Raw genomic sequence first — 13,320 nt, 5'->3', positions numbered from 1 at the left:
ACCGTGAAAGAATTAGAAAATCATCCTTGGGTTGAGCCTATATTGAGTGAAATAGAAGATCCTACATTACCCATTGATGAGAATAACCCAGTTTGGGAATATATTGATAGTGCAATTGCAAGCATGGGAACCATTAGCCATGGGCAAATTGATATCGAAAAGGTGCAACAAAATGCATTAATATTATTAAAAGATAGTAAAGATACACGCATCATAGTGCACTTATTAAGAACTTTACAACATGCCAAAAAACCTCAAAATATTTTGTTGGCTATTTATTTATTGTCAATTTATATTGCAAAATATTGGCTAATTTCTGCACCACAACCTAAACTAAAGGCAAGGTTATTTAAGCAAATTATTCAACGATTTTCACAAGCTAATAAAATCTTTGATGAAGAAGCAACCGCAATAGAAAAACAGTTAGCATATAATTACTTATTATCAATTAAACAATTTTTTGATACAAATAAACTGACTTGTGATGAAGAATTTAAGCAGTTATTGACAACATATCAACGCTTTTCTTTGCAGTCATCTAATCCTAAAGATGAAAGTAAAATACCTTCATCAAATAATAAATCTGTCAATAAGAAAGTAGTTGTTAATAACATTGAAAATAAATCAAATTCAGTGGTTCAAGAACCGCTTCAATCAGTGAATATCAATCATGAAACACAAGTTGAATGGAAGCGGACATTAATAAAAGTTGCAGAAATATTATTTGAAAAACATCCAGAGAACCCAATAAGTATTCGTTTAAGGCGACATGCTATATTTTATTCGCTCACTGAACCACTCAATAATAATGATATAACAGATTTAATGCCTGTTCCCATAGATCGTATTAATGAATATAAAGCGAATATAGCTACATCAACAATACAACAGTGGGCAAAAATAGAAAATGAGTTGACTCTTATGCCATTTTGGCTAGAAGGGCATTTTATTTCAGCCAATATGGCACACCATTTAGGTTTTAATAACGTAGCTGAAGCTATTCGTGATGAATTACAGACTTTATTAAATCGGTTACCTAAATTATATGATTTAAAATACAGTGATCACACATCATTTATTAGTGACAGTATGAAAAAATGGTTGATATCAAAAAATTCACTTTCTCAAAATTCACAAACCGATTTAGAACAAGCTATTTTTGAGTGTTATAAGGAAAAGGGGTTAGAAGCTGCAATCCAATTGCTTGAAGAAAATAACTATTCTAAAGATTTAAGAGATAATTATTATTATCAAAAAATTAATGCACAACTTCTAAAACATGCTGGATTTGAAACTACCGCAAAACAACAGGCATTAAGTATCTTAACCGCATGCAAAAATATAACGTTAACGGAATGGGAACCTTCTTTCATTGAAACGTTAATTCAATTAACAAAGACTAATAACTAAAAAATAGGACGATGCAATGAAATTACCACTAATATTTCAATTAATCGGCTCAAAGTTACCTCGGCTTAAACCTTCAGTAACATTACTCGTTATCCTTATAGCTGTTGTATCATTGATTTGGCTTTGGATATCAGGAGCAGAATGGACCATTGCCGAATATCAACCCTTTTTATCACTAGAAATTCGGTTATTAATTACAGCATTGTACATTATTGTTTTTTTCTGTTGGGGATTTTATATCGTTATCAGAAAATTACAACAATACGAAAACAGACAAAAAGATCATAAAGAAAAAGTAAAAGATCCTCTTAAAGAGGATATTAGTATACAAATACGTTATTTAAAACATTGGATAATTAAATTAAAAGAACATTTTAATAATAACCGAGATAGTGTTTATCAATTACCGTGGTATGTCATGATTGGTGAATCACAGAGTGGGAAAAGCTTATTTTTAGAGGAAAGCTATTCTACAACTTCACTTTACCAACCAGATTTAAATGAAAAGGACAAACCGCTAATTAAGCCACTATTAGGTGAACAAGCTGTTATTTTTGATGTAAATGGATTACTAATTAATCAACCTAATACTGATGATTTGGGAAAACCAAAATTATATAGCCGATTATGGTTTTCAATTTTAAATTGGTTATTACAAGAACGTAGTAATCAACCGTTAAATGGTATTATTTTAACTATTGATTTATACGATTTCGTCTCTTCTAATAAGGGACGACAAGATGAAATCTTATCTAATTTACATCAACGAATATTCGATATTTATAAAACTTTACAGTGTAAATTACCAGTATATGTTGTTTTCACAAAACTAGATCTATTTTACGGTTTTGAAGCTATGTACCAAAAATTAGATAAACACCAACGAGATAGTATTTTAGGTGTCACCTTTGATGATGAGAAAAAATGGAATGAAGAATTTAGCATGTTCTGGCTAAATTGGGGCAAACAGATGAATCAGGCAATACCTGATATGATGTTAAATAGTGTTGATATTGAGCAACGTAGTGCATTATTTTCTTTTAGTCGCCAGATGCATGGCATACATGATTACTTACGCTATATCATCAATTATTTATTGCTAAATCAAGATAAAGAGATGTTTATTCTTCGTGGTTTATATTTAGTTTCTTCAACGCAAAAAGGACAAATGGGTGATATTTTTGTTAAAACGACAGCATCACAATATCATTTAAATGTACAACCTTATCCAACATGGCCAATATTACGAACTCAACCTTACTTTTCAACACGATTATTTAAAGATGTTTTATTAGCGGAACCAAATATTGCAGGTTATAACTTAAAATCTAAGCAGCATTATCAACGTAAAATTAAATTATTTTCAGCTGTAGCAATATTTTGCTCAATAAGTCTAATTGCAACATTTCACTATTATTATAAGAAAAACTATGATGCTGGCGATCTTGTTTTAGCTCAAATGAAACAGTATATACAAATTCCTACTATGGCTCAAAAAGATATTTACGGCGATTCGGAATTACCAAAGCTTAATCCTCTGCGTGAGGCGATGTTTGCTTATGGTAATTATCATGAATATAATCGTTATTTATCTAATTTTGGATTTTATCAAGGCTATAAAATAGCGCCATCTATAGAATCTATGTATTTAAAACTGCTTCAACAGAGATATTTACCGGATATTATGCATGGATTAACCGATGAACTCCAACTGGCACCGAAAGAAAGTGAACAAAAACTAGGTGTGCTACGTATTATGCGAATGATTGAAGATGAATCAGGACGTGATAAAGAGCTAGTACTAAATTATATGAGTAACCGTTGGAGTGATCTATTTATTGGACAACAAGATAAACAAGATCAACTAATACAACATTTGGATTATGCATTAATCCATAACCAATGGAAGAAAGAACGAAATAGTGGTGATAAAATGGCTATAGATGCTTTTATGCCATTTAAACCATTTATAGAACAAGCTCAGATTGAATTAAGAAAACTTTCCATTTATCAACGTATATATCAAAATTTACGACTAAAATTGGCTAATATATTACCTACAGATTTAAATATTAAAACTGAAATTGGTGCATCGTTTAATTTGGTTTATAAAGTAAACAATGAAAAACAATTAACTATTCCTCAATTTTTGACTTATGAAAGTTTAATTAATTATTTTCTTAAACAAGATGAAAGCTTTATAGACTTAACAGCATTAGACAGTTGGGTTTTAGGTATATCTAAAAGTACTAAATATACCCATGCTGATAGGGAAAATATTAAGCATTATATTATTGATTTATATATGAATGATTATATAAATACTTGGCATAAAGCTTATGATAATTTAATCATAAAGGATTTTGATAGTATTGCTAATGCTATAGAAACATTGGAGAGCATTAATAGTAGTGAACAACCGTTGAAAAAAGCAATTATGCTTATAAAAAATAATTCCGAAGCCTTACCTGTATCTGATTTAAATAACAAAAAAACTAATAAAACGGAATTTACTAATGAAGAGCGAACACTAATCAATAGTATTCATCGTGAATTTTCAAAAGCTGTTTCAGTATTACAAGATAATAATCAACAATTAAGCACTATTCAAAATGCTTCTCAAAAATTAGGTGATCTACATCGTTATTTGCTGATGATACAGAATTCACCTTCTCCAGGTAAGGCCGCACTAAAAGCAGTACAACTGCATATGAATCAGAATAGTAGTGATCCTATCATTGAGATTCAACAATTAGCTAAAACAGCTCCTGAACCGTTGGGACGATGGCTAAATGAGTTATCTAAACAAATTTGGGATGTTATTATTACTGAAGCTATACGTTCATTGGAAGTTGAATGGAACGAGAAAGTAGTCAAAGATTTTAATTTAAACCTTGCTAACCGTTATCCATTTAACACTGCATCTAATCATGATGTTTCACTCAGTGAGTTTCAACGTTTCTTCAAAAATGGAGGAGTGATTGATAGTTTTTATCAAGAAAATTTAAAAATTTTTGTTGATAATAATTTATTAAAAGATGCTAATGATAAAAGACTAATTAGATCAGATGTATTAGCGCAACTAAAAGTGGCAGATAAGATTAGAAGGACATTTTTTGATGCACAAAATGCCTTGAATGTTCAATATACCATTAAACCTATTTCTATGTCAGCGAATAAACGTCGTAGTATTTTAAATCTTGATGGACAGTTGGTTGATTATAGCCATGGTAAAAGTATTCAAACTCAAATAATTTGGCCAAACACAATGCGAGAGGAAATTGAAAGCAAATTAACACTAATTTCAAACACGAATCAAAGTTCTAGAACTTTAATTCGTTCTGGGTTTTGGGGACAATTTAGATTATTTGATATTGGTAAATTAACTAATATAACTGATTCATCTTTTGATATACGTTACGATATTGATGGAGGTTCTGTTATTTATCGTATTCAAGTTGATAGTGCAGAAAATCCATTTGCTGGTGGGTTATTTAGCCAATTTAAACTTTCTGATACTCTTTATTAAAAAATGACACAGATCCTAATTTTATTATGGATCTGTTTATTGAGATTGTGCGATGGAACAAAATAATATTCACATTATTAAAATGGGAAAAGATCCCTCTCATTTTGATGAGTTCGAAACTATAAAATCAGAAATTAATAAATTAAGTCATCCTAAACATCCAATTATTGATTGGGCATTGATAGAAAATAATGCTCTGATACTTTTTGAAAAAAATGGAATTGATTTATTATCGATTAGTTATTATACCCTTGCAAGATACCACCGTTATGGTTTGAGCGGCTTTGTTGAAGGTTGTGAACTTCTTAAATCACTTATTTGTTATCAATGGGAAGAATTATGGCCTACTAACCCTGTTTTTCGAGTAGATGCATTAAATTGGTTTAATTCCCGGCTCGGTTCTTTGATTCGCCAACAAGACTTCACTATCAAAGATATAGCCTTATTGCAACGTGCTTGCGATGCTCTTCAAAAAGTAATAGATAAATTATATCAAGTACCATTTGAAAAATCCCCTCTAATTGATAACCTGTTATTTTATATAGAAAATAAAATAAAAATTTTAGAAAAAAAACATATCATTTTTCCGAAAAAAGAACCAAAAAAATCAATCAAAAAAATACTACTTTATCTTCCGGAAACTTCTAATAGGCAAGATTTATCTGATAAAGATATAGAACAAGATCAATACCAAACAAATAAAATAACAGAAATATCCCCAAATGTATCGACTATATCATTAGAATATCATAGTAAAAAGCGATTTTCATGGTGGAGTTTTGCGTTTGGCGTTATTTTAGCTTCTGTTTGTAGTTTTTGTGTAATGGAATTTTTTAATTGCCAACATGCACAAATGTTAGATTTAATGGGGCCAAATTTGTCTTGGTTTGATAGGGATTCATCTAAACAACCAAATATTTCTTTGATCAATAATGAAAAAACACGCTCCTTTATATTGACACATTATGAAAAACAAATTCATGATATTTCATCATTATCGCCTATTAGTTCTTATTATTATATCAATAATTTATTGAAAAATGTTCAACGGCTATGGCCAGAAGAGGAAAAATATAAGCAGTTGGATAATTATTGGCAGAATCAATTGCAAGCTAATGTTGCTTATAAAATTAACACCTTAAACTATCATAATGCGAAAATGCAATTACAAAGCTTAATAAATAAAGTAGATAATGCAATATCAGAAGATCGCTATATTACAATTAATCAATTACGTACAATGCTCGATAATATTCAAAAAGAACTAGATAGTGAGCCTCCTATTGAAGAAGTGCTACGTCAAATTGAAGAGCTTCAGCAAAATGGAAAAGAGGTCACAACTGAACTTAAACAAAAACTTAATCGAAAACTGAAAGCCATTATGACTAGATACTACCAAACCGATAAGGATAATTAAAATAATAATTACGAGACTTAAAAAAGTCTTATTGATAAAGGTTAAAAGCCAAATTTCACTTTTAACCTTTAATTTAAGTTAAGTTAATTAGGATTCTATTGGAGCTCTCCAATCATCAGATCCAGATGTACCAGCAACAGTATGTTCCCAAATAATTTTGCGGTAAGCCAAAGATACTTTTAATAATTGAGTATACTCTTTATCACTTGGTGATTGACAATGAGGCATATGTAAATCCATATCTACAATAGTTGCATCTTCAAGTGTGGTAGTAAAAAAGTGTTCTTGCTTGCCTTCTATAGAAGTTCTATACCATTTTAATTGTACTTTTGGTAGCATCTCGCCAGATGCTAGCGCATTATAAAGCAAAGGAACAGCTTTATTTAAAGCAACAACAAATTGGAATGGCTTGTGAGCACGTTGACCAGATGGTTGTCCTGATTGAGGATCAGTAGGTACAGTAACATTATGTAAAAACTCTTGTACTAACATCTCATCTTCATGACCATTAACATAGATATTCCCCACTGATTCAGCAGTAAAAGCACCAGCAGTGATGTTTCCTTGTGTTTTCCCTTCAATAGAAATATAACATGGAGTTGGCATAATAATCCCCTTTTTTATAATGAATTTAGTTATAAGAATAATTTAAATAATGTGCTTATATTATTTATGTTATCTATTTTACATTATTTATAATAAAATGGATCAAAAAATTTATAAAAAATAAATAAATTAGTATATCTTATTTTTTTCATATAGTAATCATGTGTAACAATATCTTACTTTAAGGGGGGAAACTATGCGCGGAGTAATTCGACTTGGCGATCCAACAAGTCATGGTGGAAGAGTCATAACGGCATCAACAAAAACTATAATACAAGGAAAACCTGTCGCTCGTGTTGGTGATTTGGTGTCATGTCCTATACCAGAACACGGTAATAATCCTATAGTTGAAGGCGAAGCTAATTTTAAAGATGAAGGAAAACCTGTCGCCTTAGATGGTCATAAAAGCGCTTGTGGTTGCACATTAATTTCAACCACAAGTGATGTTAGTGTAGGGTAAAATATTATTTAATTAGGGCAATCTCTTACCAATTTAACGTAAGTTATTGCCATATTTTGATAAAGTTTTATTTTAGCAAATGTATTTTCAAACAAATGATGATATCTATATAAATACTAATCAATATTAAATAAAGAAAATAGTTTTATTCAGTTTGCTAATTATTGTACATTATTTAGTAATAATTTAGTTCATATCAATCATATCAGAATGTTTTTTTTAACATATCATTATAATTAGTTCCAGATGAACTCATTGGTGTAGATGCATTACCAAGTATATTCTTAGCTACTCCATTGATACCTTGTGGCATTTTAAGCATTTGTTCAACATTTTTTATATTATTACTAAGTTGTGATGCACTATCAAATGCTCCTGATAAAAATTGGAATTGATTATTGAATCCAAGTTTATTGACTATATTATTTAATATTGATGTTTTATCAAATATATCCATATTTGGCATTGTGCCACCAGTAAATCCACCATTCATTATCATATTAGGATTACTTAAACCACCAGCAAACCCACCCCCCGAAATTATATTTTGTACTTTTGCTGAATTATCAGGCATATCTGATGGTGTAACACCTATATCACATTGACCTTGTTTACATTTTTCACATTCTTCGCAAAAAGGTGCATTTTTTTTAATTGTTCCTTGCTGAACAAGACTAGGAGCAACTAAAGTAGCGATAAATCCTGGAATTTTTAAATTAAGTTTTTTGCCTTTACCAGGAGAACCAGCTCCAATATTAAATGGAGAAGAAGTAAATATACCTGATGGTTTTAATACAATAAATTGCCCACCAGCTTTAATGGTTAGTTCTGTCCCAGCATCTAATGTTATTTTTGAGTTTGCCTTAGCTGATATTTCACTACCAGAATTAATTACGTAATCTGTGCCAACTTTGAGATGAAATTCATTGCTAATTTTTTCTGATTTACTCGACTCACGTTTTATCCGAGTTTCTCCTTTGACTGAAACATCACTATTACCAATGATTTCAATAGTGCTATTATTGGCTATTTTGCTTTTATGATCATTACGAATATCCCATGTTGTATTATTATTGATAAGGGCATTAAAATCCTTCTGCCCATGAATGAAAATCTCCTCTTGACCACTTTCATCTTCAAATGAAATTTCGTTATAACCTTCTGCTTTATGTGACTTAGAGCGCCAAACCATTTTGGTTTTATGGGTAGGCAATTTATAAGGTGGTTTATTAAGAGCATTATAATATCGACCACTAATAATAGGGCGATCAATATCGCCATCAATATAGGTAATTATCACTTCTTGACCTATACGCGGTAATGTAACACTACCAAAACCATTGCCAGCCCATTGATTGGCTGTTCTTACCCAAGCAGAAGCTTTATCATCAGCGGGATCATAACGATTCCAGTGAAAATGAACTTTAACACATCCATATTCATTCGTATGTATTTCTTCGCCAGCAGGACCAACAACTTCGGCTATTTCATTGGCATCAGGGACTGGTTTATGAATATAAGCAGGTCGCCACTCTTTTTCAGCTGAAATAAATTCAATGTGATTACTGACAACTGTTACACCACCATCAGCTTCTTCTTCTAATGCTTGAGGACAATAACCTTGATGATTAACCCTAACAACTTGCCATTTGGCGTTTAATTTATTATCTGAATGTTCACTTAACGTAAAAATTGTCCCTGGCATCAATTTTATACAATTTGTTGTTGCACACCCTAATTCAGATTCAGCCTGTAGTGCATCTAAACGATATTGCGTAAAGTTTTTTCCAGGTTTATCATCTTCAAAGCGTCCATAACTTTCAAAAAAAGCAAAATGCTCATTACCTTGTTGAGTCGATGACTGATGCATTAATTCATAAGCTGGTTTTGTGTAATTTCTATCTTTATGAATCGCCATATTTGGTTTCATGGTTACCGAAAAGGTTAAATCACTCATCAAATCACCCGTTTCGGCCGTTTGAGGATGCGTATTATAGATCAAACTGGCACCTGATTTTTGCCCTAACCGACTATCTGAATAAAACAGTTTCTGATTTTTATCATCAATTTGCTCAAACCAAAAAGTTATTCCTTCTTCTGCGGCGATACGTTCAAAAAATTGATAATCTGTTTCTCGTTTTTGTGTTACATATTCCCGAATTAGATGTTCGTCATTAAGTTGACTATCAAATTGAATATTATGATATAAAAACATACTTTCTATAATTTCAGGAATACTTTTAAAATGAAAAATACGACTATCTTTGCGTAGCGTAAGTAACCATGCTGAAGGTCGCACTACAATTTTATAATGAGTACGTCTGAACCCAGACTTTCCCTGTTCAATAGTTTCTATCAAGCCAGAAATGGTTCGTTGTTCTTCACCACTGGCATTAACTTTAAATGTTACCTGCTGTAAAATTAAACTACTCAGATCGGATAATGGTTCTTTGGTTGCGACATATAGAGTAAGTGTAAATAGCTCTGATAGTGCCTCTTCATGGGTAAATTTATACACTGAAAAAGTATCATCAGAAAGCTCACCAACTTTGCACGTAAAATGAAGCCCATTATTATTCATAGCTAATTCCTATATTTGTTTTTTACTGCCACTAATTTGGGGTAATGTCCAACATTCTTTAGTTTGTGTATTGATTATTTTAGTTAATAAAAAGCTATTATTAGTAATACAATAAGCAAAAAAATTTCCTAGTAACGATCCTAACCTAAACATTTCTCCTTTATCTGGGTAAAAATCAGGATCTAAATAAAATTCTAGTTGAACACCTCTTAAAGGTAATCCATTAACAAGTCTGTCAACAGGATGACTTATTACATTTTCTATACCAAGTAAAAATTGTTTTAAACGATTATGAGCAGGACGATTAGACTTACTATGAATATCAAAATCTTGTACTACTTGACGAATAACATTAATATCATTTAAAAAAATAGGGCTTAATGATAAGTGTGAAATTAATGGCCAATGGACATGGCTTGATATTATAGGTAAAAAAGGCTTACTGACTTTAGTAATATTGGTAAATGCAACACCACTCGGTACCTCGCCTGTGGATGTTGAAATTTCATTTATGTTCAGCCCTGTAATTTCTTGACGATTAATACACTCAAGCTCACAAATAAAATAATTTATATCGGTCACATCAGTAGGTTTACCTTGGTGATCAAAAAAAGAGAGTTTATAAATGACATTACCAATAACATCATGTTCTCGCTCTATTTTATAAAAAATATCAGCGTCATTAAATGTAAACCGTGTAGGAGAAAATTTAGTAATCGGTTTATATTCAATGGAGACTCCACGACCTAATCGATGTGCCTCTGCTGGTGAATAGACTCTCAAAATACGATAAATTTCATGCAAAGGATTGGTTGGTTTAATAACAAAGCCTGTTGGGGTTCTTTGTGCGCTATCAAAGGAAATAGGATAACTTACTGTTGAAAATTTATTAATTGCAGGCACGCAATATAAACGAAACACATGCTCATCAATAAGATTGTCGAAAGGAAATGCTTGGTTAAAATCAAAAACCACATCAAAACAGGCATTCTCACCTTGAAGAATGTATGGTTTTATATAACTAATATCTAATTCAATAAAATCATTAACATGATCGGTATAGAGATATTCTTGCAATAGTTGCAAACGCCAATAAGGAGAACCATTACATGGTAAAAGTAAATTTTCTTCCGTAGAGGGTTTAATATTAACCAAGTTGTTGGAGCACGAATATTCCTCTCCTGCCACTCTAATTTGGATATTTTCTAAATAATGTGAAAACCATAACAATAATAATCCGGCTGTCTGTTTATTTTCCCCTAAAAATAGCGGTAATAATTTAAACTCCCAATCAATTTGATTTGAATTGCCATACCATTCAAACGTTAAAGTAAGCTGAGAGCCTTTATTACTATGTACAATTTTACGATTAATGATTTGTAGTGGTAATATTCTAACATCTCGTCTTGTTTGAAAAATATAATGGTCCTTAGTTCCTGGATTTTTCGAACTTTGTACATGTATTTCAGGAGGAATATAAATTATCTCACCATTTCTTTCTGGAATAAACTCAAAAACCGTTGTTGCAGGAATAGGATTAATTGGCGTTGACCAAACTTCATCAAGTAAGGCATGGGTTATTTCAGGAAAAGCATCATCAATTTTCTGGCGCAAACGCGCAATTAAAAGAGCATTACCTTCTAATATTCGTTCAACATCAGCATCGTCAGTTGATGCTGAAAAAAATGCATCTAACTCAGGATGTTTTTCAGCAAAATGACGAGCTAATAGTTTAATGTATGAAATTTCATCTTGATAAAAATCTTTTAACTCCATTCCCTTCAAACCCTTTTGACTTAGATTAACTAAGACATTTCAAATACAGTTAACATCTTTAAGTGTTATTTATATATAATTATGTTATTGATGTTAACATAAAACCACAATTAATTATATTACAAAAGATAAATAGTTATTTGATTTAAAGAAAGTTATTTTACTGATTTACCTTTATATCTTTCAGCTAATAATAAAGCTGCGTTAGCATATGATTTATGGATAAGTTGATCAATCTGAGCTATATCCGTTACATTATTACGGAACTTAGGAGGAATATAATCTACCTCAACATTAATAGGTGAATATGTTGACCAATTACCAGTTACAACATCAACTAATGTAAATTTTAGTAAATAACGTAATGATTTGGTATTACTCGGTAATTTACCACCAGAATACAAACGCCAATTTACAATGTTTGTTTTTTCGTCAAGAACACCGTTTTCAAGCTCTCCCCAATAAACAACAATGGTGCGTTGACCTCCTTTGGCAGCGATAAGACGCAGTTGTTTCATGTAATTATTATAAATGACATGATCTGAATCTTTGCTTTTTCGGCGGTTTGATAATGTTTTTGTTTTTGGAAAACCATTATAAACCGAAACCTGATAGTACTTTGACATTTCTAACTGCATTGTGGCATCTGGTACACTTTCCCCAGACTGCACAAGAATAATAGAAGATTTAAGAGGAACATGGAATCCTTTTTTAGCCAAATAAGCGGCCTCTTGAATGTCATAATCCGTAATCTCTTTATCCAACTCTTCATCAAAAATATCTTTATCTGTTAACTGTACTTTAGCCACTTTTGCTGCGCTATAAGCTGGATTTTTTACCATTTGAGAGGATGAACAATTTATCAAGAAAAAGCTTAAAAATGAAATAATTATAAAATTTACTAATTTGGCTATTTTTTGCATGATGTTATTTGCCCTTATTTGAATAGATGACAAAATTTTTTCTAATACTTTACATTCTATTACATAAATAAGATAATCCTAACGTAATAAAACAAACATTACCATAAAAATTCATTATTAATTTTGTTCGATTTATAACAATAAAAAATAACACCAAAGATAAATATTAAAATTATTTATAATTTAGTTAGTTAAGCAATAACCTAATAAATTATAACAATAATACCGATGTTAAATAAACAAAATAATTTATACAACAATAAGCGCTAAAAAAAGATTATTGAAATAATATCGTTCAAAAATATTGTTTCAATAACAAAAATAACGTATTTTAAATAAGCAAATGCATTTATTTTCGATTTCTTAACGGCTCTATGGTGGGGATGTTGTTGGTGATATTGATAAATCATAATGTTAATTATTATTTTGTTTTATTTCATGGAGTAAGCATATTATGTTAGATATGCCACTAGCTAACTGGCGCACCATTACCGCCACCTCGTCTATGCCTTTATATGCGGTGCTTTCTAACGTCAGTGATGCGCAAGCCGTTAAAAACTACTATATTACCGATGGCTCGCAAACGCCTTATGGCCTTTATACTGGCACCCCTTACGA

At 31.0% G+C, this 13,320-nt stretch carries 8 protein-coding genes; 4 read left to right on the top strand and 4 right to left on the bottom strand.

Features of this window, described 5'->3' with window-relative positions; all coding sequences use genetic code 11:
* Positions 1 to 3 precede the first annotated feature (3 nt).
* The 3 genes from tssA to GA0061080_RS05705 are packed head-to-tail and all read left to right on the top strand — an operon-like array spanning position 4 to position 6,356.
* Positions 4 to 1,410: a type VI secretion system protein TssA gene (tssA, locus tag GA0061080_RS05715; RefSeq protein ID WP_167349190.1), complete on the top strand. Its 1,407-nt coding sequence runs from the start codon at positions 4 to 6 to the stop codon at positions 1,408 to 1,410.
* A gap of 16 nt (positions 1,411 to 1,426) precedes the next feature.
* Entirely contained in the window at positions 1,427 to 4,939 is a 3,513-nt protein-coding gene (tssM, locus tag GA0061080_RS05710; protein ID WP_091122457.1) for a type VI secretion system membrane subunit TssM, read from the top strand.
* Positions 4,940 to 4,991: 52 nt separating this feature from the next.
* Positions 4,992 to 6,356 (top strand): VasL domain-containing protein, encoded by a 1,365-nt coding sequence (locus GA0061080_RS05705; RefSeq protein WP_091122451.1) that lies wholly within the window; start codon positions 4,992 to 4,994, stop codon positions 6,354 to 6,356.
* An 87-nt stretch (positions 6,357 to 6,443) separates the two neighbouring features.
* Here GA0061080_RS05705 and GA0061080_RS05700 read toward each other — a convergent pair whose 3' ends face one another.
* The gene (locus GA0061080_RS05700) at positions 6,444 to 6,962 is read right to left on the bottom strand and encodes an Hcp family type VI secretion system effector (RefSeq protein ID WP_065635576.1); all 519 of its coding nucleotides are present in this window, start codon (positions 6,960 to 6,962) and stop codon (positions 6,444 to 6,446) included.
* 196 nt (positions 6,963 to 7,158) lie between these two features.
* Here GA0061080_RS05700 and GA0061080_RS05695 point away from each other — a divergent pair, with 196 nt between their 5' ends.
* Complete coding sequence (locus GA0061080_RS05695) at positions 7,159 to 7,422, top strand: PAAR domain-containing protein (RefSeq protein WP_065635575.1); 264 nt, start codon at positions 7,159 to 7,161, stop codon at positions 7,420 to 7,422.
* A 205-nt stretch (positions 7,423 to 7,627) separates the two neighbouring features.
* On the opposite strand, the gene tssI is transcribed toward GA0061080_RS05695, so the two are convergent.
* The 3 genes from tssI to GA0061080_RS05680 form a co-directional block, all read right to left on the bottom strand.
* Positions 7,628 to 10,003: a type VI secretion system tip protein TssI/VgrG gene (tssI, locus tag GA0061080_RS05690; protein ID WP_091122448.1), complete on the bottom strand. Its 2,376-nt coding sequence runs from the start codon at positions 10,001 to 10,003 to the stop codon at positions 7,628 to 7,630.
* Positions 10,004 to 10,012: 9 nt separating this feature from the next.
* Complete coding sequence (gene tssF, locus GA0061080_RS05685; RefSeq protein WP_065635573.1) at positions 10,013 to 11,779, bottom strand: type VI secretion system baseplate subunit TssF; 1,767 nt, start codon at positions 11,777 to 11,779, stop codon at positions 10,013 to 10,015.
* A gap of 155 nt (positions 11,780 to 11,934) precedes the next feature.
* A complete protein-coding gene (locus GA0061080_RS05680) occupies positions 11,935 to 12,702 on the bottom strand; it encodes a lipoprotein YafT (RefSeq protein ID WP_081300089.1) in 768 nt (255 codons plus the stop codon).
* Positions 12,703 to 13,320 lie beyond the last annotated feature (618 nt).

It is taken from the genome of Gilliamella intestini (assembly GCF_900094935.1).
Taxonomy (GTDB): Bacteria; Pseudomonadota; Gammaproteobacteria; order Enterobacterales; family Orbaceae; genus Gilliamella; species Gilliamella intestini.
This window is presented reverse-complemented; position numbering and strand designations above follow the sequence as displayed.